Here is a 22,844-nt window from a genome sequence, read left to right as displayed (position 1 = left end):
GCCTGCGCGCTAAGCCGTGCGAGAGCGGCCCAGATCTTGGTGGCCTCGGCGCGTAGTGCTCCCCAGGGCATGACCTGGGGGGTCGCTTCGCTCCCACGTGGGGCGGGTATGAAGTTATGCGGTGCGGCTATGCCGGAATCGCCCGAATACGACACGCCGTCCCCAGGCATGACTGGCAGAGCTGGGGGCCCGTTGATGCTCTGGCTTCTAGCTGCTGATCCGGCTCTCCCTGGCTGTCTCGCGGGCAGCGAGAGGTCAACCGCGCCCACGCCTGCATTCGCGCCATCGGCGAACGCGCCGTCGCGACCTTGAAGAGCTGGAAGGTGCTGACCAAGCTGCGCTGCTGCCCGCATCGAGCGACCGCACTCGTGCAGGCGATCCTCGTCCTGCAGCTCATCGAAGAGGGCCGCTACTCAGGATGAAAAGGGCTCAGTGATTAACCGTGCTGGCGCGCTCATCCCTCGCCAGGCAGCGTGGATGCTGTAACTCAATGCGCTTGACTGCTACTTTCAGTAACTGCGCGCGTTGATCCTTTGGCCCGGGCCGTTCCGATTCTCCTAGAGAAGGGGCATCCCTGTGACGTCCGTCACCGGCCGCATGGCCATGCTCGCCGCAGCTGCGGCCACCTCGACTCTCACCTTGCTGACAGTCACGCCCGCCGCGCATGCCGAGCCGCAGACCAACCGCGAGTTCATCAATCGGATGGACGGCAGCCGCCTGGCCGCCCTCGGCGACAGCGTCGCCGAGGGAGCCGAGGCGATCTCCCTACGTCACCCGGGCTGGAATTACCGCACCGCCAAGTGGACCTACGAGGTCAAGGCGGACGGCCACTACGTGATCAAGAACGAAGCGGCCAACAAGTGCCTGCAACCCGCCATCGCCGGCCCCGTGGCAGGCACCAAGGTCGTGATCCGTACCTGCAACGGCTCGCAGTTGCAGGACTGGTCACGTCGTCCGGAGGAGTCCGACATCGGTCAGCCCACCGGGTGGGGCGCCTTCCGCCCCCGGGTCAACACCGCTGTCGCGCTGACCCTGGACACCTATCAGGGGTCAGGAAGCTGGGATACTCTCTACCTCAACCGGGACCAGAACTCCTCCGACCGGCTGTGGCGCTTCCTCCGGGAAGGTCACACCTGGTAAAGCAGCTGCCGAGCTGAAACGAGCCGGGGAGCATGAGACTCACCAGAGGGCTTCCCGGCTCGCAAAGCTGCCTCGATGACCCCCCAAAGTTCCTCCGCCGGCCTAGCCCCAACGCTCTGACCAGGGACTCAGCGCCTCACTGCCCCCTTCTCTCGTACTTGGTCTGCCCCCGAGATGGAGAACATCCGGCATTGAAGCGCGCGAAAAGGTAGCGGGCGACCGACAACCGTTGACGCATACCCCGAAAGCAGAGGATGCGCGGGCTGTCGCGGCGGGCCGCGCCCACGCCGGCCCTGTCATTGCCCGCTACAGGCGGAGCGATCTGCTGCGCCGGGATCCGGGACGGGTGAGCTCTACATGGCCCTTGCCAGTTTGTTCAGATGCTGCGGACCGGGCCTGGTGGTCCGTCCCAGATCGCGCCATCCGGCATCCGACCTCTCTGGGCACCGGTGAGGCCTTCAGCGAAAATGCCGGCGTCCAGGAGAATTAGGGCCGCGCGCTGTCCACATCGGGCCAGCCGCAACCGTCCCACCGAACTCGACGCGTCTCAGTCTCTCGATGGTCAGGAACGAGGCGTGACTGTATCCCATGGATCGCCATGGAGTTCAGCGACAGCCAACGGATCTGCTCTCCAGGCAAGAACCTAGCAAAGCAGTCAATTGGTTGCCGCATCCTGTTCCGGATCTCGCTGACCTCCTGTTCGACGACATGAACGGGCGTGCGGCGTCAATCAGCAGGGGCGGCCGGTTGTGGACATGCGGGCGCATTGACGCGGTCCGCGCGAGGGGAAACGCTGAGGTTCTCGGAGACACGGCAAAGGGGGCTTTTATCGCGGGCTCAGCATCCCCTACTCAAGGCGCCATTAGGACGGCGCACCATAACCGAAGAATGCCGTTGATCATCAGCACGAAGACGGCGACGACGTAACCGGCGTAGCGAAGGGGCGACACCGAATGCCGCAATTAGACGAGAGCGTCATGATAAAGAGCCTCGGCTCGACATACTGGCGCAGCATTCAATACCAGCAACAAACATACTGGTGTTGGAACGCGACCACGATCAGCGTCGCGAACTTCTACGCCAACGCGCAGGTTTGGACCCAGTGCAGCTTCGCCGCCGCAGTCCTCAACAGGGACGACTCCCGGTTCGCCGCCCAGCGACCGTTCCGCTGCTGCCCGGGCGAGGAGTTACGCGGGGACTGCAACCAGGGCTGGTGGCCGGATGCTGGGCCGCTGCAGCAAGCGGGGATTCAGGTCCCGGTCGCCGAAGGTGACAGGCATCGCGTCGACCAGACATGGATGGGCGGCGGGTGGGTGGGGATCAGAAGGTTCACGGAGCTGACGAAGAACGAGGTCAAGGCGGAGATAGACGCCGGACGGCCGATCATCATGAACATCGGCTGGGGTGGCGGCCTGTCCGGCCACGTCGTCAACATCTGGGGGTACAGCTACCGCCCGGAGACCGGCGAACTGGTGCACGTATGGGTGCATGACCCGTGGGAGGACACGCGGGGCGTATACGAGGGCATGGAGGACACTCCCATCATGTGGATCGCATGGGAGACGCTCTTCGGCGGTTACCCGGGCGGCCCGAACGGCACCTGGAACAGGACCTTCAAGACTCGGCGCAACTAGCCTCAGGGAGCTTCGCAATGCCGTTGAACACGCCTGAACCGCCGGGACGGATTCGCGACGAAACGCGCTCCCATCTCGGCCAAATCGCCAGAGCCAGCGGAGACGGCCCGAAACTGCTGGGCGAGATCGCCCCAGATGACGTGGAGGTGTCCACCCCACATCGGGTGTTCGCACTTCTCGTGCGAGACATCGAGGCCGGCGGCGGCCTGGAAGCGGCGCAGCCGGTGGGCTGGCGATTCCTGCTGGAGTCCGGCGGCAAGGTGCTCGCCGGCGCCGAAATCTCCGAAACGCCGGAACGCACCTTCCCGCCGACGTTCTACAGAGGCTCGTCCGTTGGAGCCACCGTGACCGCGGTCAAAGCCGCACGAGCCCTGCCGCAGCTCCAACTGGCCGGGTTCGACCTTCGACTGCTGCGGATCCCCGAGCTCTACCAGATGGCCCTGTGGTTGCACTCACCCAACACCGACCTGCTCATACCGCTGGCACCCTCCCCGATCGGGCGCGAGGGCCAGGTCACACCTCCACCGGTGTTCTTCCGAGAACTCACCACCCGTGCCCAGGACTACAGAGCCCACCAGCCCCCTATCTGGAAGCCGGCCTGATGCCATCCGCTCGCCCTTCCTGGGCGTGATCGCGAAAGACCGCCGGTCGGCGTGAGCTGCTCGGTGGAACGGGGGCGACTTCATTGTCGCCCCCGCTGGATCGCCTGGATGAGCCCGCTTCCCTCACCGCGCTGCGCGCCGACATCGATGCCCGCATGCCCATCGTGGACCTCCCGAAGCCCTGCTTGAGGTGCACTCCTGGACCGGCTGCCTGGACCCCTTCGCGCACGTGTCGGGAGACGTGCCCTCCCGCAGACAGGACATGATCACCTCGGTCGCCGCCGTGCTGGTCGGCCAGGCGATGAACGTCGGCATGCGGCCGATGGCCGCCGAAGGTGAACCCGCCCTCGCCCTGGACCGGCTGTATTGGGTGGAACAGAACTACCTGCGCGCCGCCCTCATCGCCGCCAACGCCGCCCTGGTGGACCATCACTCCGGCCTGGGATTGGCGAAGGCCTGGGGCGGCGGCGAGCTCGCCTCCGCCGACGGGCGGTTCGTGGTCCCGGTCAAAACCATCAACGCCGGAATCAATACCAAGTACTTCGGAAAGGGAAGGGAGCCAAGGGCGTCACTTCACCTCCGATCGTCGCGGTTGGGCCATGGGGGGCTGCGCGAGCAAAGTGATCGGTTGGCGGTCAAGTGGTAATGCTTCGATCGCTCGGGTAACGGTGTGTAGGGCGTGGCCCTACTTTGCGTTCATGCCGGTGGATTTCCTGAGCGATGGCGAGGCCGCCCGGTACGGGCGCTTTGCCGGTGCGCCAGGACGTGCGAAGCTGGAGAAGCTGTTCTTCCTGGACAACTCTTCCTGGACAACGCGGACAAGGCTCTGATCAGGAAGAAAAGGGGTCCGCACAACCAGCTCGGCTTCGCCGTCCAGCTGACCAGCGTGCGCTACATCGGCCGGTTCCTGGCAGATCCGCTCGACGGGGTGCCAACCGAGGTGATCGGCTATCTGGCCGAGCAGTTGGGGATCGCGGACGCGTCGTGTCTGAAGCTCTATGCGCAGCGGGAACCGACGCATCGCGAGCATGCCGGGCAGATCCAGACGAAGCTGGGCACGGCGTGGGCCGCTGCCGCAGTAGATCCGGCCTTCTTGACGACGTACGGTCCGCCCGGCCACGCGAACCTCGTACTGCATCTGATCGGTCGACTCGGGGGAGCGCGACCCGGCTCACGCGCCGCCACGTGCTCCCGCGTCAGCGCCGGGAGGTGCGGAGGTGGATGCGTTCGCCCTGCTTGCCGAAGAGGCTGAGCACTTCGACGCTGCCGCGTCCGGCGGCGCCGAACCAGTGCGGGATCTGGCAGTCGAACTCGGCCGCTTCGCCGGCTCCCATGACGAAGTCGTGATCGCCCAGTCTCACGCGGAGCCGGCCGCGCAGCACGTAGAGCCATTCGTAGCCCGCGTGGGTCCGCAGGTGGGGCTGTTCGTCGTGCGCTGGAATGGTCATCTTGTACGCCCGTGGCTCTCCCTGCTGGCGCGACAACGGGATCAGCACCCGGCCGTCCTTTCTGGTGGGCTGCTGTGGCACGCGCGGGTCGAGTATCCGGGGTGCGGCGACGATCTCGTCGAGAGGGATGCCCAGCACCGCGGTGATCGGCAGCAGCAGCTCGAGGCTCGGCCTGCGCTGAGCTGACTCCAGCCGGGACAGCGTGCTGGTCGAGATGCCGGTGGCTCGCGCGAGGTCGGCCAGGTTGATGCCCTTCTTCTCGCGGGCGCGGCGCAGTCGAGGGCGATCTGCTCTATCACGGCACTGACGCTCGGGTGGTCGTCCATGGGGGCAGTCAACCCATGTGTCCCGGAATCAGCAAAGAATTTTGCTGTTTCCGAGCTACTCTGCCGATCCTTTCGGCGGAGGTGATTCGCATGCAAACAATAACGGAGTCAACGAGCGGATCGATGTCAGAGGTGCTGGGGGGCGCGGGCTCGGCCGCCGCTGCCGATATGACCGGCCGGCTGCTCGAACGGGAGCTGTCCGCCGCCGTCTCGCCTCATGGGCTCGGCGTCGCGGGGGTGAGGTGATGGCCGGCACCACCGTGGAGACGTCCCGGAAGGCTGCCGCCGGCAGGTTGCCCGCAGGGGTGTACCTGCTCGGATTCAGCCTGTTCGCGATGGGGAGTGCGGAGTTCCTGTTGGCCGGCGTACTGCCGGCGGTGGCCGCCGATCTTGACGTCACGCTCGCATCGGCCGGGTTCCTGATCACCGCGTTCGCGCTGGGTGTCGTGGTCGGCGGGCCGCCCTTCGCCGTGCTGAGCCTGCGGTGGCCTCGCCGTACCGCGCTGGTGGCGACCCAGGGCCTCTTCGCGGCCGGCATCGTCGCCGGGCTGCTGGGGGACTACCAGGTCCTGCTGCTGACGAGGGCTGTTTCGGGCATCGCCTACGCGGGCTTCTTCGCTGTCGCCGCGGTGACCGCGATCAGCCTGGTGCCGCCGGACCGGAACGCCCGCGCCTCCGGAGTCGTGGTCAGCGGGCTCAGCGTGGCCATGGTCGTCGGCGGTCCCGCGGGCACGCTGCTCAGCCACTTCGTCCAATGGCGCGGTGCGGCTTCTGGGCTGTCGTGGCCCTGACGGTCGCCGGGATCGTGGGGTGCCACCTCGGGCTCCCCGCCGCCGGCTCAGGCGCTGACCGGCCCACCCGGCCGAGTGTCGCGCGGGAGCTCGCCACGATGCGGAAACCGGCGCTCTGGGGCATCTACGCGATCACGATCCTGACCACCGCCGCGTACATGATCACGTTCAACTACCTGGCAGCCATGCTCGCCGCCATCACCGCCGTCCCCGGCGTCCGGATCCCGGCGATCCTCGCGCTCTTCGGGGTCGGCGCCTTCGTCGGTCTGTCCGTCGGCGGCCGCGTGTCCGATCAGCGCCCTCACCTCGCGCTGCTCGCCGGAGCATCGGCGATCGTGATCCTGCCGGCGGTGATGGTGGTGGCGATCCAGCAGGTCTGGGCGGTGGTGCCCACGGTGTTCCTGATGGGCGTGGCCGCGTTCGTGCTGAACCCCGCCGTCCACGGACGCGTCTTCGCCATCGCGGCCGACGCGCCGACCCTGGCGGGTGCCACCATGTCGGCATTCCAGCTGGGCATCAGCATCACCCCCGTCCTGGCGGCCGCCGCACTCACGCGAGGGGCGGCTCTCACCTCGGTCTGCCTGATCGGGGCCGCCCTCGCCGCGGCCGCTGTGCCGCTCGTTCTCCTGGACCGAGCACGACTGGTCGCTGGACCCGACGCGTGGAGGAACCGGCAGGGTGAACGGCTGGGTCTGCTGAACCGCATGCGCATTCGCCTGATGAGACATCCTATGTCTCACCAGGCACCAGTTTCGCGGTGAGGCAGCATGGGCAACGAACCCGCCGTACGTGCGAAGGCCCTGGCTCACGCTCGGCCGATCCCGGCGAAGACAGATCCCACCTTTGCATCCTGAAAGCGCTACATCAGGGACCTTCTCGTGTCCAAGTCGCCTTACATCGGATGTCTATCAGCCAACCATCGACATCGGATTAGGAAAGTTTACTAAAAGATGGAGCGTTCCAAGATCTGAAATCTGTTGACGGTCGTGACTATTTGTGGGAACACCATGAAAAGCTCCCATCTTTGCCCCACGATCACCCCCTCAGCAGGAGCGCCCCATGATCTTACGAAGGCCCCGGAGACGCGCCGCCGTCGCCCTGCTCGCCCTCCTCGCCGGACTCCTCGCCGCGCCGCCGCCCACGGCCGAGGCGACCGCGGCGGCCGAGGCGGCCGAGGCGACCGCAGCGACCGCGGCGACCGCGGCCGCCTCCCGGTACGAGGCCGAGAGCGCCACCGTCTCCCAGGGGGCCGTCGAGTCCAACCACACCGGCTACTCCGGCGCCGGCTTCGTCAACGGCGACAACGTCGCGGGCTCCTTCACCGAGTGGACCGTCAACGCCCCCGCCGCCGGCACCGCCACCCTGTCCTTCCGCTACGCCAACGGCACCGCCGCCGACCGGCCCAGCGACATCGCCGTCAACGGCACCGTCGTGGCCGCCGGCCGGGTGTTCGCCGCGACCGCGAACTGGGACACCTGGGCCACCGCCACGCTCACCGTCCCGCTGGTCGCCGGGCCCAACAAGGTCCGGGCCACCGCTTCCACCGCCGGCGGCAACCCGAACTGGGACTACCTCGACGTCGAACCACCGGCCGGCGCCTTCACCGACTACCAGGCCGAGAGCGCCACCATCGCGCAGGGCGTCGTCGAGTCGAACCACGCCGGCTACACCGGCTCCGGCTTCGTCAACTACGACAACGTGACCGGCTCGTACGTCGAGTTCGCCGTCAGCGCCGCCGCCGCCGGCCCGCAGACCCTGGCCTTCCGGTTCGCCAACGGCACCAGCACCGACCGTCCGATGAGCGTCACCGTCAACGGCGTCCAGGTGACCGCGAGCCGGTCCTTCCCCGTCACCGGCGCCTGGACGACGTGGCAGGAGATCAGCGTCACCGCCACCCTCGACGCCGGCGCCAACACCGTCCGCGCCACCGCCACCACCGCCGGCGGCGGGCCGAACCTCGACCGGCTGCGCGTGAGCGGCTCCGCCGACACCGTGAAGCCGACGCCGCCCGGCCGCCCGGTGTGCGGCGACATCACGGACGACAGCCTCCGGCTCGACTGGCCGGCCTCGACCGACGACATCGGCGTGGTCGCCTACGACATCTTCCACCAGGGCACGCAGATCGCCACCACGACCGCCCCGCCGTACACGCTGACCGGCCTGAACCCCGACTTCGCCTACCAGCTCTCCGTCTTCGCCCGCGACGCGTCGGGGAACGTGTCGGCGAGCAGCCCCGAGGCGAACTGCCGGACGCTGCCCGCCCCGGCCGACGACCCGCCGTCACAGCCCGGCCGCCCCACGGTGTCCGGGGTCCAGCCCACCTCCGCCACCGTCGCCTGGGCCGCCTCCACCGACGACGGTGGCGTGCGCGCCTACCTCGTACGCGACCAGGGCGGCACCGTCCTGCAGACCGTCACCGGCACCCCGCCGGTCACCACCGCGACGGTCCCGCTGGAGTGCGGCCACACGTACCAGCTCGACGTCGTCGCCCGCGACACCGCCGGACAGCTCTCCACCCCGAGCGCCGCGTCCGCGAGCTTCACCACCGGCGCGTGCGGCAGCGTCCCGCAGCCGCCCACCACGGTGGCGAGCGGCTGGGACGTGCCGTGGGACGTCTCCTGGGCTCCGGACGGCTCGTTCGCCCTCGTCACCGAACGCGACACCTTCCGCGTGTACAAGGTGACCGCCGCCGGCGCCAAGACGCAGGTCGGCACCGTCCCCAACGTCCAGACCACGGACGGCGAGGGCGGCCTCATGGGCGTGGCCATGTCGAAGACCTGGAACGGCGCCTCCGACCAGGACGTGTTCTTCATGCACACCGCCGCCGAAGGCAACCGCGTGGCGAGGATGACCTTCAACGGCACCGCGCTCAGCGGCTACACCTCGATCCTGCAGGGCATCGACAAGAACAGGTACCACAACGGCGGCCGGATCAGGTTCGGCCCCGACGGTTACCTGTACGTCACGACCGGCGACGCCCAGCAGTCCGGCAACGCCCCGGACCTCGCCTCGCTCAACGGCAAGATCCTGCGCATCACCAGGACCGGCGCCGCCGCGCCCGGCAACCCGTTCGGCACGCGCGTCTACAGCTACGGCCACCGCAACCCGCAGGGCCTGGCCTGGGACTCCGCCGGCCGGCTGTGGTCCTCGGAGCTGGGCAACTCCTCGCGCGACGAGCTGAACCTGATCCAGCCGGGCAAGAACTACGGCTGGCCCACCTGCGAGGGGACGTGCGGCACCTCCGGCATGACCAACCCCAAGTACACCTGGAGCGTCTCCGAGGCCTCGCCCAGCGGCATCGCCATCGTCAACGACACGGTGTTCATGGCGGCCCTGCGCGGCCAGCGGCTGTGGCGCATCGTGCTGAACGGCGAGAACGTCTCCACGGTCAACTCGTACTTCAACGGCACGTACGGCCGGTTGCGCGTGGTGGAGAAGGTGCCGAACGCGAGCGCCATCTGGTTCGGCTCCACCAACTCCGACAACAACGGCAGCGGCGCGGCGGACGTGATCCGCAGGACGGACATCCGCTGACCGCCGCGGAACCACCCCCTGAAAGAACCCCTGAGAATCTCCGAGACATCAACCCGAGGCAGGACAGATGGACATCTCACGACGCCGGTTCGGCGCGTTCCTCGGCGCCGCCGCCCTCACCCCCGCCCTCTCCGCCGTCCCGGCCCGCGCGGCCGGGGCCGCCCGCGCCGCCGGCCTGCTCCCGTCCGGGATGCGCTGGCAGCTCCTGTGGTCACCGTCGGCGTCCTCGGACGGCATGAACGCGTGGGAGACCGTCGAGGACGACCGCGCCGACTCGCACCCGGCGGGTCAGCCGCACATCCGCCCCGACGGGAACGACTACCGCTTCACCATGCACCTGGCCGACCGCGACACCAGCACCGACAGGCAGCGCCAGGAGGTCACCGGCAACCGCACCAGCGGCGGCTACCTGAAGTGGAAGTCCGGGGAGCTGTGGCGGGTCACCTACTCGATGTACATCCCGAGCACCCTCAAGGCGACCACCACCTTCACCCACATCTTCCAGACCAAGATGCCGGGCACGGGCACCGGCCCGATCACCGTCACCTCGCTGCGCCGGGTGAACGGCGCGCAGACCATCGAGCACAAGGTGTTCGAGCCGGACATCCTGGTCGGCAGAACCGACCTGACGCCGCTCCAGAACACGTGGATCGACATCGACTACGAGCTCAGGATCGGCGACGGCGGCGCCGGCGGGGTGCGCTGGGTGGTCCGCAAGGGCGGCGCCACGGTGGTGGACGCGGTCAAGACCGGCGTCGACACGTTCCTCGGCGACCGGGTCCGCCCGAAGTGGGGCATCTACCGCTCGCTGGGCGACACCTCCGGCTCGCTCCAGGACTGCCACCTGCTGCTGACGAACCTGCGCGCGTACAAGGCCGTCACATGAACCTCCCCGGACCCGACGGGTCGAGGGCGCGGCGCGTCACGGGACCGGCCGTCGACCCGGCTCCCGGCCCATCGTCAACCCCCGTCCTCCTGAGGAGCCGCCCATGAGCCGATCCCGCCGCATGGCGTTACCCGCCGTGCTCGCCCTCCTGCTCACCTTCCTGGTCGCGGGAACCGCCCGGGCCGAGCTGACCCATCCGCGCCAGGCGTTCCTGCGCTCCGCCGTCGGCGGCCTGTTCCTGCACTGGGGCATGCGCACCGCACCGCAGCACACGAGCTGCTCCGCCTGGGAGTCGGCCGTCACCGGCGGAGGCTGGAAGCCCGACTACTGGGTCAACGAGGCCAGGAAGCTGCACACCCAGTACATCGTGCTGGCCACCTTCCACTCCCGGCTCGGCTACGCCCGGCCGTACCCCTCCGGCATCCCCGGCTCCTGCCGGACGAGCAGGAACTTCCTCGGGGAGCTGATCGACGCCGCCGACGCGCGCGGGCTGAAGGTCATCCACTACATGACCGACGACCCGCAGTGGTGGAACGAGGGCCTGTCCGCCGGCCAGTCGTGGCTGGACTCGGCGGCCTACTCCGCCTACAAGGGGCACACCGTCGACCTGCACACCCGCGACGGGTTCGGCGAGTACAGCTACGACCTGTTCGTCGAGCAGATGGCCCGCTACCCCAAGCTGGCCGGCTTCTGGATCGACAACGACAACGCCTACTGGGAGCGCAACGGCCTGTACGAGCGGATCCGCCGCGACCGTCCCGACATGACGCTGTCCAACAACAACGAGGACACGCCGATCATGGACATGATCAGCAACGAGCAGAAGACGGGCATGACGCCGGACTACGACTACCCGCAGGCGGTCTACACGGCGCTGCCCCGGCTCACCGAGGCCGACTTCAAGCTGCCCACCGCGGGCCCCTGGTGGTACGGCGGGTCGGACCAGGCAGTCGACCAGCGGCTGACGCTCGGCCGGCTGATCACGAACGTGGGCTCGTCCGTCAAGGCCCTCATGGCGGAGACGCCGATGAAGGCCGGCCGCATGCCGCCCGCGCAGGAGGCGTTCAACACCTTCGCCGACGGCTACCTCGGCGCCATCTGGGAGTCGATCGGCGGCACCGAGGGCGGCGGCTACCTCAACGGCGGCCTCGATCCCGGCTTCTGGAACTCGGGCGCGCACGGCGTCACCACCGTCAGCCGCGCCGACCCGAACCTGCACTACGTCCACGTGCTCACCCGCCCGTCCGGGAGCACGCTGTCGCTGCGCGACAACGGCTACCGCATCGCCTCCGTCACGAACCTGCGCACCGGCGCCGCCGTCTCCTTCACCCAGTCCAACGGCTCGCTGAAGCTCAGCGGCGTCTCCTCGTGGGACCAGTACGACACGGTGTTCAAGGTGGTCTCGAACGGACGGGAGGGGATCCTCTCGGGCGTCACCCTGTCCGCGTCCGCCTCCGCGAGCGGCCACCCGGCCTCCCACGCCGGCGACCGCGACTACCTCACCTACTGGGACGCCGGCTCCGCCGAGCCGGTGTCGCTCCGCTTCGACCTCGGCAGCGCCAAGCCGATCCGCTACATCGGCCTCAACCAGCGCGAGGACTCCACCACCTACCCGGCCGCCAACTCGGCCCGGATCAACTCCTACCGGGTGTACGTCAGCTCCGACGGCTCCACCTGGGGCAGCGCGATCAAGACCGGCACGCTGCCGAACCAGCGCGGCGTGCAGTTCATCGACGTGCCCGCCACCACGGCCCGGTACGTGCGGCTGGAGAAGGTCAGCACCCACGCCGCCGCCCGCCTGCGGGTGGACGAGGCGTGGATCGGCGGCTCCTACGCCCGGCCCGCTCTCGCGTAGGCTCCCGGCCATGCGGGCACTGGCTGGTGTGGACGTCGGGACGACGCACGTCAAGGTCGCCTTCCACGACGACACCGGCCGGTGCCTGGCCGAGGACCGGCGGCCCACCCCGCGCGACCTCCCCGGCCTGGTGGCGGCCGTGGCCGGGGGCCTGCGCCGGTGCGCCGAGCGCACCGGACGCCCGCCCGAGGCCATCGGCGTCACCGGCATGGCCGAGACCGGCGTGCCGCTCGACGCCGGTGGCCGCCCCCTCACCCCGCTCATCTGGTGGACCGACCCCCGAGGCGCCGAGGAGGCCGCCGAGCTGGCCCGTGACGAGGTGGCGCTGTTCGCCGTCACCGGGCACCGCGCCACCGCCAAGACGCCGCTGGCCAAGTGGCTGTGGTTGCGCCGCCACGAGCCGGCCGTACTGGACGGCATGCGCTGGTGGGCCGGCGCGCCCGACGCCGTCGCCCACGCGCTCACCGGCGCGCTGCGCACCCACGAGACGCTCGCCGCCCGCACCCTCGCCTACGACCCGGCGAAGGGCGCGTACGACGCCGGCCTGCTCGCGCTCGCCGGCCTCGGCCCCGACCGGCTGCCGCCGCCGGCGCACGCCGTGGAGCCGGTCGGCGGCGCGGTGGCCGGTCTCGACGGGGTGGCGGCCGGGACGCCGGTGGTGATCGCCGGCCACGACCACGCGGTGGGCTGCTGGGCCGCCGGCGTCCGCCGTCCGGGCGACGCGGGCGACTCCCTGGGCACGGCCGAGGCCGTCATGGTCCCGGCCGCCGCCCCGCCGGGCCCCCGGGCGGCCCTGGACCTCGGGATCACGGCGGACCCGTCCCTCGACGGCCGGCACGTCATGCTGGTCGGCGGCCTGTCCAGCAGCGGCGCGCTGCTCGACTGGCTCCTCGCCCTCCTCCTGCCCTCCTCCTCCGCCGCCGACCGGTACGCCGCGCTGCCCGGCCTGCTGGAGGACGTGGCTCTGCCCACGGGCGTCATCGCCGAGCCGTACCTGCGGGGGCGCGCCGCGCCGGCCCCCGACCCCGGCCGGCGCGTGACGCTGTCGGGGCTCGACGCCGGCCACGGGCCCGGCGACCTGCTGGCCGCCGCGATCGAGGGCACCTGCCTGCACACCCGCTGGACGCTGGCCGAGCTCACCGCGCTGGCGGGGACGGAGGTCCGGCGGCTGGCCGTGTTCGGCGGGCAGGTCAGGGTCCCGCTGTGGATGCGGGTCAAGGCGGCGGTGTCCGCCCCGCCGGTGGAGGTGGTGCCGGCGGGCGACGCGGTGTGCGCGGGCGCCGCCCTCATCGCCGGGCACGCCGGCGGCTCCCTCGACGACGTCCCGGTCCTGCCCCGCGAGGCCCTGCCCCGCGACCCGGCCCTCGCCACCGCCTACGACGCCGCGTACGAACGCTTCCTCGCCTCGGCGACCGCCCCACGTCCCCCGTACGGACGGGAAGCACGGTGACGGCGCCCCGTCCCACCACGCCCCGATCCGGTGAGAGGGGAGCCGCCGTGCGGATCGCGCTGCCGAACACCGTGCCCTCGCTCGGCGCGCCGCGTCCCTGAGCACGGGGGAAGAGCCGGCGGGAGCGCGTGGTTGCAAGGGGCGTGGAGGAGATCGACGTCGTGGTCATCGGCGCAGGGCAGGCGGGACTGTCCAGCGCGTACTTCCTGCGCCGCTTCCGCCTGGACCCCCTGGTCCTGGACGCCGCCGAAGGGCCCGGCGGGGCGTGGCGGCACCGGTCGCCGACGCTGACCATGGACAAGGTCCACGGCGTCTTCGACCTGCCCGGCAGCAGGCGCGACCGGACGGCCGGCGGCGACCGCCCGGCCGCCGCCGTGGTGCCCGCCTACTACGACTCCTACGAGCGCGGTCTCGGCCTGCGCGTGCTCCGCCCGGTCGCGGTGAGCGCCGTCACGCGCGGTCCGGGCGAGCGGCTGACCGTCGCCTCCGGCGCGGGGGAGTGGGCCGCGCGTGCCGTCGTCAACGCCACCGGCACCTGGACCCGTCCCCACTGGCCGTACTATCCGGGCGCCCGCGACTTCCGGGGCAGGCAGCTCCACTACGCCGGCTACCGGGGGCCCGAGGAGTTCCGGGGCCTGCGGGTGGTCGTGGTGGGCGGCGGCAGCTCCGCCGCGCACGTCCTGTCCGAGCTGGCCGGCGTCGCGGCGAGCACGCTGTGGGTGACCCGCCGCCCGCCGCTGTTCCGGGACGACGACTTCGGCGAGGACGCCCGCCGCGAGGCGGTCGCCCAGGTCGAGCAGCGGGTACGTGCGGGGCTGCCGCCGCAGAGCGTCGTCGGCGTGACCGGCCTCGGCTACTCCACGGTCGTCCGCGAGGCGATGGAGAAGGGCGCGCTGGAACGGCTGCCGATGTTCGCCCGGCTCACCCCGCACGGCGTCGCGTGGGCCGACGGCACCGAGGAGGACGCCGACGCCGTCGTCTGGGCCACCGGGTTCCGCTCGGCCCTGAACCACCTGGCGCCGCTCCGGCTGCGCGAGCCGGGAGGCGGGATCGCCGTGGACGGCACCCAGGTGGTGGCCGAGCCCAGGCTCCAGCTCGTCGGCTACGGCCCGTCGGCCAGCACGATCGGCGCGAACCGCGCGGGCCGCACGGCCGCCTCCAACGTGCGCCGCCTCCTCACAGCCGCCACCCGGGCCGCGTGAGGCAGCACTCGGCGGTTCGCGCAAGGGGAAATACCCATCATGTCGAGGTTACGGGTGCGGCAGGCTCGTGCCTCGACACGCGGCGTCACTGAGAGGTAACGTCCCGACATCAGGATCTTTATCGCGTAAAAGGATCGGATATCGGGTCGGGAGGTGCGCCGCCATCGTGACGGAACGCGACGTGACGGGGCCGAACCACGTCAAGGGTCCACGCAAGCCGAAAGGCCGATGCGGCTCGACCGGCGCACGCGACCTGACGGGACCAGTCTTGACGGGGCAGGACGGAGAGGCGTCCCCACGCCCGTCCGGCCACCACGACGCCCCCGCGCCACCGGCCCCCATGCCCCGGCGGCCGCGCGACCCGTTCCAGGCCGCGCTGAGTCCCACGGCCAGGCGGGCGGTCGCGGGCGGGCTCCTGCTCGCCACCGTGGCCGCCCTCGCGGCGGCCCTCGCCATCTGGAACGGCCGCCCCGCCGACGGAGCCCTCTACGCCCCCGCGCAAGCCGCCGCCGAGGGAGCCGCTGTCTCACCCGCCGCACACCCGGCCGTGTCAGCCGTCGCGCGAGCCGCCGCCGGGCGAGCCGCCGTCTCATCCGTCGCGCACCCGGCCGTGTCAGCCGTCACGAACGCGGCGATTCCCGGCGGAGTGGTGTGATCCCCTAATATCTACCCTCGGTAAGAGGGCGTTCGCCGGACCGTCACGGATTTCGGCCGGCTCCGCCCTGCGGCACGGCCGAAGGAGAAGCGTGGCGGTTGCGTCCCCCGCCGATCGGCGGCGCAGCCCGCTCGGAACCCTCCACCTCCCCTTGGCGCTGGTCCTGACTCTGGCGGGGACCATGACGGGCCAGCCGGCGCAGGCCGAGCCGGCCTCACGGTCCGCACCCGCGCAGCCCCTCGCCCGCCCGGCGCAGGCCGCGCCGAAACCCACGGTCAAGCAGCTCAAGAAGGAGCTCGCCGCGCTGCAGAAGGACTCCGACCGGCTCATCACCGACTACTACAACGGCCGCATCGCCCACGAGAAGGCCGAGAAGGCGGAGAAGGCCGCCAAGGCGCGGCTCGCCGCGGCCCAGGAGGTGTTCGACCGGGAGTCGTCGGAGCTGCGCGCGATGGCCGTCGCCCAGTACACCGGCGCCGTGCCCAGCGAGCAGGAGCTGATCTCCAGCGTGGACCCGGGCGCGCTGCTGGGCCGGCTCGCGCTCACCCGCCACCTCGCCGACCGGCAGCACGCCAGGTTGACCGGTTTCGCCCGGGTCAGGGACGAGCACGCCGCCGCCGAGGCCGAGGCCGCCGCCCGCACCGCCGAGCTGGCCGACCAGATCGAGGACCTGGCCGGGAGCAAGGAGAAGGCGCAGAAGCAGATCGACAGGATCAAGGACAAGATCGACCAGCTCTACCAGGCGCCGGGGGTGCGCCGCTCGGACGGCACCTGGGTGCCGCAGCTCCCCGAGGGGCCCGACCACATCACGCCCCGGATGCGCCTGGTCAAGGCCCTCGTCCAGGAGCGCTTCGACGTGCCGTTCGGGATCGGCTGCTACCGGACCATCCAGGACGGCGGCGAGCACCCGCTCGGGCGGGCGTGCGACTTCATGCTGAGCCGCGGCGGCGCCATGCCGACGGCCGCCGAGGTGGCGCGCGGCAACGAGATCGCCGCCTGGGCGATCAAGAACTCCCAGCGGCTGGGGATCATGTACATCATCTACCGGCAGCGCATCTGGCACGCCCGGAGGGGAACCTGGCGGATGATGTCCGACCGCGGCGGCGCCACCGCCAACCACTACGACCACCCGCACATCTCGGTCTACTAGCCCGGCGAGGCCATGGACGTGATCTTCTCCCACGTCCGGAGGTGAGCTCAACGGCTGCGGCCCCGGGGCCGCAGCCGCGTGCCGGGCAGGACGGGCGCGGGCAGCGGATCGCCGTCGAACCCCTCCACCGTCCCGAACCCCTCGCCCTCCATCCACTCCTTGCGGAACGCGACGATCTCGTCGTGGTCGCGCCCCACGAAGTTCCACCACATCACGATCTCCTCGGCGAACGGCTCGCCGCCGATCACCAGGACCCGCCCGTCCCCGCGCAGGGTCAGGCTCGTACGGCCCGGCGGCACGTACAGCAGCGGCCCCCGTTCCAGCGGCTCCACCTCGCCGTCGAGCAGCAGCAGCCCGTGCTCGAACCCCCGGTCGAGCGGCAGCTCGGCCGTCCCCGACACGGTGACCTCCGCCCCGGTCAGCGGCGTGAGGGCCGTCGCCGGCGACCTCTCCCCGGCGAACGACCCCATGACGACCGTCGCGCCGAAGCCCGGCCCGGACACCCGCGGCAGCTCCGCGTGGTGCTCGAACCCCGGCTCCATGCCCCGGGCCTCGCCGGGCAGCGCCACCCACAGCTGCACCCCGTGCAGCAGCTCCTCGCCCGACTCCTCCGAGTGGGAGATGCCGTGCCCGGCGGTCATCAGGTTGAGCTGCCCCGGGCGTACCACCTGGAGGCTGCCCACGCTGTCACGGTGCAGCACCTCGCCCGACAGCAGCCAGCTCACGGTCTGCAGGCCGGTGTGCGGGTGCGGCGGCACGCGCATCGTGGCCACCTCGGGCCCGTAGGCGTCGACGAAGCACCACGCGCCGATCATCCGGCGGTGCACGCCGGGCAGGGTCCTGCTCACGCGCATCGCGCGTGGCCCGCCCAGCGGCACCTCCCTCCCGGTGAGCAGCTCGGTCGCGCCGCCGTCCGCCGCGCCGCACCGGACCATCCCGCCGGGGTCCCGCTCCAGGTTGCTCATGCAGTGACTGTACGGCGGGATCTCCGGTCATCTGGCCCCGGCCTCCGAGGTCAGGCCGTCAGGCCAGGGTCTCCCACCAGCCGTCCACGGCCGGGGCGGCGTCGGGGTCCACGGCCTCGCCGGGTCGGGGCACCGCGATCGACACGTCGCGCGCCTTGGCCTCCCGCCACAGCCGCTCCACCGGCTCCGCCCACGGGTGCAGCGCCAGCGTGAACGTCGCCCAGTGGACCGGCAGCAGCACCCGGCCGCCGAGGTCGAGGTGGGCGTTGACCGCCTCCTCGGGGTTCATGTGGATGTCCGGCCAGGCGGGGCTGTAGGCGCCGATCGGCATGAGGGTCAGGTCGAACGGCCCGTGCGCCGACCCGATGCCGCGGTAACCCTCGAAGTAGCCGGAGTCGCCCGCGTAGAAGACCCGGCGGGTCGGCCCGGCCACCACCCACGAGCCCCAGAGCGTGTCGTTGCGGGCGAGCGTGCGCCCGGAGAAGTGGCGGGCGGCCGTCGCGACGAAGCGCAGCCCCGCCACCTCGGCCTCCTCCTCCCAGTCGAGCTCGATGATCCGGTACGCGGGCACGCCCCAGCGCTCCAGGTGCGCGCCGATGCCCAGCGGCACCAGGAACGGCGCCTTCTGCGTGGCCGTCAGCGTGCGGACCGTCGCCATGTCGAGGTGGTCGTAGTGGTCGTGCGAGATCGCGATGGCGTCCACCAGCGGCAGGCTCGCGAGCGGCACCGGCACCGGGTGGTGCCGCTTGGGCCCGACGAGCTGCGAGGGGGAGGGGCGCCGGCTCCACACGGGGTCGAACAGCACCCGCCGCCCCTCGATCTCCACCAGCGTGGAGGCGTGGCCGTACCAGATCGCGCGCACGCCGTCCGGCGGCGCCTCGCCCGCGGGCGGGACGCGCAGCGGCACGGGCCCGGCCGGCCGGCGCTGGTCGCGGTCCTTGGCCAGCTCGCCCAGCATGTTCGCCGGCGGGGTGTTCAGCACCTCCGTACCCTCGGGCATGGTGTTGACGAACGCGCCGTCCCTGAACTGCGGCGAGCGCCTGATCCGCTCGGCCCGCCCGGGCCCCGAGTTCAGGGGCCGCACGCCCAGTTCCGCGGGTACGTCGCGCAGGGCCCACCCCGCCGCGGCAAGGGCCGCCCCGCCCATGAGGATCCGTCGTGCCGTCCGCAGTGCCGCCATCCGTTCACTCTCCCCTGGAAGTATGTTCCGTCCTGCTCAACCGAGCGGGGCGCCCGTGGTGTTCCCGATTTCGACGATATATCGCGATAGATTCATGCTGCCTTGATCGTTCCGCCGTCGATGACGTAGCCGGCGCCGTTGACGCTCGCGGCGCGCGGCGAGCCCGGGCACGTCACCAGGGCGGCGACCGCCACCGGTTGGACGAACCTACCGGTCGCCGTCCCGCTGCCCGGCGGCACCCCCGCGAGCGGTTGCTCGTGCCCCAGGCGCGGCGAGGCCGCGAGAGCCGCGCCGCACCCCTGTGGATCTTCGCATATCAACGTGGGCGATAGGGCGACAGGTCCAGCGGCGGGCGCTCGCCCAGCGCGAGGTCCGCGGCGAGGCGTCCCGCGAACGGGCCCGCCGTCAGCCCGTACGCGCTCAACCCCGTGGCCACCACCACCCGCTCGCCGGCGCGGCACACGAGCGGCTGCCCGCCCGCGTGCACCGGGCGCAGCCCCACCCGCACGTCCGCCATGGTGGCGCCGGCCAGCCCGGGCGCGAGCCGGAGCCCGGCGCGCAGCACCTCGTCCAGCCCGCCCATCGTGACGCGCGGCGCGAACCCCACGTCCTCGACCGTCGCCCCCACGACCACCCGCGAACCCGGAAACCCCAGCAGGTAGGGGCCGTTGTGGGGGAGCACGATCGGCCACCCGGCCGTGTCGGCGCCGTCGAGGGTCGCGTGCACGATCTGCCCCCGCCTCGGGAACACCGGCACCTCCACCCCGAGCGGCCCGCACACCACCCCGGTCCACGCCCCCGCCGCCACGACCACCACATCAGCCGCAACCCTCTCCCCACCGGCGGCCTCCCCACCGGCGGTCTGCCCACCGGCGGTCTGCCCACCGGCGGTCTGCCCAGCAGCGGCCTCCCCACCGGCGGTCTCCCCACCGGCGGCCTCCCCAGCAGCGGCCTCCCGACCACGGGTCTCAGAGCCAGCAGCCGGGCGATCGCCGGAGCCGGACGCGGTGCCATCACCGGAGAGGGGCGCGGGGCGATCGGCGGAGAGGGGCGCGGCCTGCCGCCACGACCCACCGCCGTCCGTCTCCACCCGCCCCGGCGTGCCCGTCCCCGAGCCCCCGAACGCGCCACCCTCCCCGGGCCGCCCTTCCCGGAGACGGTCCGCCGGGAGGCCCGCGACGTCATGGGACGACGCCGCAGCCCCCGGGGCCACCAGCACCTCGCCCTCCGCCGTCAGCGTGGCCGTGCCGGTGCGGACCTCGGCCCCCTGCCGGACCGCCGCGCGCAGCAACGCGTCCCGTACGGCACGGCCGTCGACGCGGGCCGCGCCCGGCACGTGCAGCGCGCTCAACCCGGCCGCCAGCGGCGGGAACAGCCGCGACGGGTCCGGCACCACGGTCACCTCGCCCATCTCGGGCGCACCGGCCCGGCGGCGTTCCAGCAGCGCCCGTACCGGCTCCAGCTCCGCCGGATCCTCGGCGACCAGCAGCGCCCCCACCCGCTCGTACCCGGTGTCCTCGCCCAGCGCCTCCACCAGCTCGGGGTAGTGCCGCGCGCCCTCGCGGGCCAGGGCGTACCAGGCGTCGTCGCCGGGATGGTCCACCCACGGGCACACGATCCCCGCGCCGGCCGCCGTGGCCTGCCCCTCCAGCGCCGCGTCCACCACGATGACGTCCGCTCCGCGACGGCTCAGGTGGTAGGCCGCGCTCGCCCCGACGATCCCGCTTCCGATCACTACGACCCGCATGCCGCCATGATTCCAGCCCGACCCGGACCACCACCCGGCGACCGCCCCGGACAAGGACGCGAACGGCCCACCCAGGCGACCGGAACCCTCCGCCGCAGGTCCGCCGGGATGGACGAGCCGACACAGGGCGACAACCCCGCTGACGACAGGGTCTTCGCCCCCAAGGGCCGGTGATCATAGGACGATGGCGTAGAGAGGGTGATGTGGTGTTCGAGGGCGTAAAGGACGTGCCGTGGAAGCGGCTCGGGTTCGGTGGCACGGGTTCGGTGCCCGGCCTGTTGCGTGAGATCGCGGCGGCGCCGTCGGGCGGTCGCGCGGAGTCGCCGGTGCGGCGGCTCTGGCACGGGCTCCTCCCCACCTTCGAGCCCCGCGAGGTCGTCGGCGCGGCCCCCTGCCTCGTGCCGTACCTGGTGGAGGCGGCCGGGGTCGCGAGGCAGCCGCACCGGGAGCTGGTCCTGAACCTCATGACGGACATCGCGCTCAGCGCCCCCCACCGTGACCCGTTCCGGGACCCCCGTGCCGGGCCCGAGCCCGATCACGCGGCACTGGCGCGTGCGGCCATGGTCGAGTGCGCCGGCGCGCTGGTGCTGTCGCTGGACGACGTCGCGCCGAAGGTCGTGGTGGCGGCGGCGCGGCTGCTGGCCTGCCTGCCTGAGGCCGCGCCGAGCAGCGTCCCGGCCTTACGGGCGCGAGCCGAGAAGGGCGCGCGGCGGGCGGGCGACACCGGAGCGGTGGCCTGCGTGCTCGCCGTGGCATGGCTGGCGGCGGCCGAGCACGCGGACTGGTTCGCGGGGCTGCTCGCCGCCGGCGTCGCGCAGCCTGACGTACGCGCGGCCGCGGCCGCGGGGCGGGCCCTGGCCGCACCCGAAGCGGCACCGCCGAGCGAAGCGGTGATCAGGCTGCTGGCCGACGCGGAGGCCGACCCGAGGAGGGTCGTCCACCGCATCCCCTGGCACGGCGATGGCATGACGCCCCTCGGGTCGGCTCTCCTGCGTGCCGAGCGCTGGCATCACGCCCTGGCCCGGGAGCTGCTGGGCCGCCCGGAGCAGCGGGAGACAGACCATGCCCTCCTCGCCGCCCGCCAGACGATCGGCGCCTGGCGGGCGTCCCCGGCGGAGCTGCTGCCGATGCTCGCCGACACCGTGCGGGACCTCATCGCGGACGCGCCTGCGCGACCACGCAGGCGCGAACGCGGCCGGCGGGACTCGCTCGTGTACGCGGTCCGGGTGATCTCCGAGTCCGGGCAGGCCGCCGCGGCGCAGGCCGACCTGCTGGCCGGGATGCTGACCGGCGACCCCGCCGAGCCGTGGCCGGAGGTGGCCGCTCCCGCTGTGGAGGGCCTCGCCAGGCTCGGTGACGGCCGCTGCGTGCCCTGGCTCGTCGCGGCCCTCCTCGACGAGTACGGCCACGTCAAGCATCTCGACGTCTCCGACATGATCCCCGCCATGGTGGCGCACGCGCCCGCGCTGACACCGGCCCTGCGAACCCTGCTCGGCCCTTCGTCACCCTCAGGTGGTGGCGGCATGCAGGGTGTGGACTGCATGGACGCGCTGGTCTCGTGGGGGGAGGTCGCGGCGCCGGTGGTGCCGGCGATCGCCGCCCGGGTCACCGGCGTGCGTCTTTCCGTCGCGTTGCCGCTGTTCGGGGCGGTCGGACCGGCGGCCGCCGAGGTCCTGCCGCGGGTGCTGGCCCTGCTCGACGACGAGGAGTCCCGGCACGTGGCGGCCTGGGCGGCATGGCGGATCACCGGCGAGCCGGGACAGGCGGGACAGGCGGCGACCCTGCTCACCGAGCGCCTCGCCCGCCTCGGACCTCATGCGGCGGACGACATCGCGCCGCTGCTCGAACAGCTCGGCCCCGCCGCCGGGATCGCGGTCCCCGTCCTGCGCGAGCAGCTCCACGACGCCGAGTGCGGCGGACAGGCCGACCAGGTGGCGCCGGCGCGGGCGCTGTGGGCGATCACCGGCGAGAGCGACGGGCTGGTCGCGCCGCTGCTGAACGCCATCACCGTCAGGCCCCTGCCCGCCGCGGGCCACCGAGGGCCGGCCTCCGGGCTGCGCGCGGTCGAGGCCCTGGGCATGATGGGCCCCGCGGCCGAGCACGCCGTACCGTACCTGGAGCTCATCGCGAACGGCCGGGCCCGCGTGACGTCCTGGGACGTCTGGGCCGACGAGCGGTACCAGCACGCCGCCCGTCGTGCGCTGGCCCTCATCCAGGAGTGACACCGCTCGTGAGCGGATCGCACCCCGCGGCCTCCGCCGACGTCGATGCGGACGTCC

20 protein-coding genes and 2 pseudogenes are annotated in these 22,844 nt (G+C 71.9%); 17 read left to right on the top strand and 5 right to left on the bottom strand.

The window, feature by feature from the left end:
• Positions 1-227: 227 nt before the first annotated feature.
• The 6 genes and pseudogenes from ACIBG4_RS30375 to ACIBG4_RS30350 all read left to right on the top strand — a co-directional run.
• A pseudogene (locus ACIBG4_RS30375) lies at positions 228-422 on the top strand (transposase family protein); the annotation flags it as partial.
• A gap of 154 nt (positions 423-576) precedes the next feature.
• Positions 577-1,140 (top strand): RICIN domain-containing protein, encoded by a 564-nt coding sequence (locus tag ACIBG4_RS30370; protein ID WP_397204726.1) that lies wholly within the window; start codon positions 577-579, stop codon positions 1,138-1,140.
• 977 nt (positions 1,141-2,117) lie between these two features.
• The gene (locus tag ACIBG4_RS30365) at positions 2,118-2,774 is read left to right on the top strand and encodes a C39 family peptidase (protein ID WP_397204725.1); all 657 of its coding nucleotides are present in this window, start codon (positions 2,118-2,120) and stop codon (positions 2,772-2,774) included.
• Positions 2,775-2,791: 17 nt separating this feature from the next.
• Positions 2,792-3,376, top strand: a complete 585-nt coding sequence (locus ACIBG4_RS30360; RefSeq protein WP_397204724.1) for a hypothetical protein — start codon at positions 2,792-2,794, stop codon at positions 3,374-3,376.
• A 190-nt stretch (positions 3,377-3,566) separates the two neighbouring features.
• A complete protein-coding gene (locus ACIBG4_RS30355; protein ID WP_397204723.1) occupies positions 3,567-4,022 on the top strand; it encodes a Tn3 family transposase in 456 nt (151 codons plus the stop codon).
• A gap of 33 nt (positions 4,023-4,055) precedes the next feature.
• Positions 4,056-4,628 (top strand): DUF4158 domain-containing protein, encoded by a 573-nt coding sequence (locus ACIBG4_RS30350; protein WP_397204722.1) that lies wholly within the window; start codon positions 4,056-4,058, stop codon positions 4,626-4,628.
• Here the strand turns inward: ACIBG4_RS30350 and ACIBG4_RS30345 are convergent.
• Positions 4,573-4,962 (bottom strand): cupin domain-containing protein, encoded by a 390-nt coding sequence (locus ACIBG4_RS30345; RefSeq protein WP_397204721.1) that lies wholly within the window; start codon positions 4,960-4,962, stop codon positions 4,573-4,575. The genes ACIBG4_RS30350 and ACIBG4_RS30345 overlap by 56 nt on opposite strands.
• 30 nt (positions 4,963-4,992) lie before the next feature.
• A pseudogene (locus ACIBG4_RS30340) lies at positions 4,993-5,067 on the bottom strand (helix-turn-helix domain-containing protein); the annotation flags it as partial.
• Between the two features lie 206 nt (positions 5,068-5,273).
• Between ACIBG4_RS30340 and ACIBG4_RS30335 the strand changes: the two are divergent.
• The 10 genes from ACIBG4_RS30335 to ACIBG4_RS30290 all read left to right on the top strand — a co-directional run bounded on the left by ACIBG4_RS30335 (position 5,274) and on the right by ACIBG4_RS30290 (position 16,673).
• Positions 5,274-5,396 (top strand): hypothetical protein, encoded by a 123-nt coding sequence (locus tag ACIBG4_RS30335; RefSeq protein WP_310710050.1) that lies wholly within the window; start codon positions 5,274-5,276, stop codon positions 5,394-5,396.
• On the top strand, positions 5,396-5,941 hold the full coding sequence (locus tag ACIBG4_RS30330; RefSeq protein WP_397204720.1) for an MFS transporter: 546 nt from the start codon (positions 5,396-5,398) through the stop codon (positions 5,939-5,941). Before ACIBG4_RS30335 ends, ACIBG4_RS30330 begins: the two co-directional genes overlap by 1 nt.
• Entirely contained in the window at positions 5,932-6,702 is a 771-nt protein-coding gene (locus ACIBG4_RS30325) for a hypothetical protein (RefSeq protein ID WP_397204719.1), read from the top strand. Before ACIBG4_RS30330 ends, ACIBG4_RS30325 begins: the two co-directional genes overlap by 10 nt.
• 298 nt (positions 6,703-7,000) lie before the next feature.
• Positions 7,001-9,475 (top strand): PQQ-dependent sugar dehydrogenase, encoded by a 2,475-nt coding sequence (locus ACIBG4_RS30320; protein WP_397204718.1) that lies wholly within the window; start codon positions 7,001-7,003, stop codon positions 9,473-9,475.
• A gap of 67 nt (positions 9,476-9,542) precedes the next feature.
• Entirely contained in the window at positions 9,543-10,361 is an 819-nt protein-coding gene (locus ACIBG4_RS30315) for a hypothetical protein (RefSeq protein ID WP_397204717.1), read from the top strand.
• Positions 10,362-10,464: 103 nt separating this feature from the next.
• Positions 10,465-12,216 carry a discoidin domain-containing protein gene (locus tag ACIBG4_RS30310; RefSeq protein ID WP_397204716.1) on the top strand — a complete coding sequence of 584 codons (1,752 nt, stop codon included), beginning with the start codon at positions 10,465-10,467 and terminating at the stop codon, positions 12,214-12,216.
• A 10-nt stretch (positions 12,217-12,226) separates the two neighbouring features.
• Entirely contained in the window at positions 12,227-13,666 is a 1,440-nt protein-coding gene (locus tag ACIBG4_RS30305) for an L-fuculokinase (RefSeq protein ID WP_397204715.1), read from the top strand.
• A 128-nt stretch (positions 13,667-13,794) separates the two neighbouring features.
• Positions 13,795-14,868: an NAD(P)-binding domain-containing protein gene (locus tag ACIBG4_RS30300; RefSeq protein ID WP_397204714.1), complete on the top strand. Its 1,074-nt coding sequence runs from the start codon at positions 13,795-13,797 to the stop codon at positions 14,866-14,868.
• A 268-nt stretch (positions 14,869-15,136) separates the two neighbouring features.
• Positions 15,137-15,523: a hypothetical protein gene (locus ACIBG4_RS30295; RefSeq protein ID WP_397204713.1), complete on the top strand. Its 387-nt coding sequence runs from the start codon at positions 15,137-15,139 to the stop codon at positions 15,521-15,523.
• Positions 15,524-15,614: 91 nt separating this feature from the next.
• On the top strand, positions 15,615-16,673 hold the full coding sequence (locus ACIBG4_RS30290) for a coiled-coil domain-containing protein (RefSeq protein WP_397204712.1): 1,059 nt from the start codon (positions 15,615-15,617) through the stop codon (positions 16,671-16,673).
• A gap of 47 nt (positions 16,674-16,720) precedes the next feature.
• Here ACIBG4_RS30290 and ACIBG4_RS30285 read toward each other — a convergent pair whose 3' ends face one another.
• From ACIBG4_RS30285 to ACIBG4_RS30275, 3 genes are all read right to left on the bottom strand, one after another.
• Entirely contained in the window at positions 16,721-17,638 is a 918-nt protein-coding gene (locus tag ACIBG4_RS30285) for a pirin family protein (RefSeq protein WP_397204711.1), read from the bottom strand.
• Between the two features lie 58 nt (positions 17,639-17,696).
• Entirely contained in the window at positions 17,697-18,818 is a 1,122-nt protein-coding gene (locus tag ACIBG4_RS30280) for an MBL fold metallo-hydrolase (RefSeq protein WP_397204710.1), read from the bottom strand.
• 316 nt (positions 18,819-19,134) lie between these two features.
• Positions 19,135-20,565 carry an NAD(P)/FAD-dependent oxidoreductase gene (locus tag ACIBG4_RS30275; RefSeq protein ID WP_397204709.1) on the bottom strand — a complete coding sequence of 477 codons (1,431 nt, stop codon included), beginning with the start codon at positions 20,563-20,565 and terminating at the stop codon, positions 19,135-19,137.
• 206 nt (positions 20,566-20,771) lie between these two features.
• Here ACIBG4_RS30275 and ACIBG4_RS30270 point away from each other — a divergent pair, with 206 nt between their 5' ends.
• The gene (locus ACIBG4_RS30270; protein ID WP_397204708.1) at positions 20,772-22,787 is read left to right on the top strand and encodes a hypothetical protein; all 2,016 of its coding nucleotides are present in this window, start codon (positions 20,772-20,774) and stop codon (positions 22,785-22,787) included.
• Positions 22,788-22,844 lie beyond the last annotated feature (57 nt).

This window comes from Nonomuraea sp. NPDC050383 (genome assembly GCF_044459125.1).
In the GTDB taxonomy this organism is placed as follows: Bacteria; Actinomycetota; Actinomycetes; order Streptosporangiales; family Streptosporangiaceae; genus Nonomuraea.
This window is presented reverse-complemented; position numbering and strand designations above follow the sequence as displayed.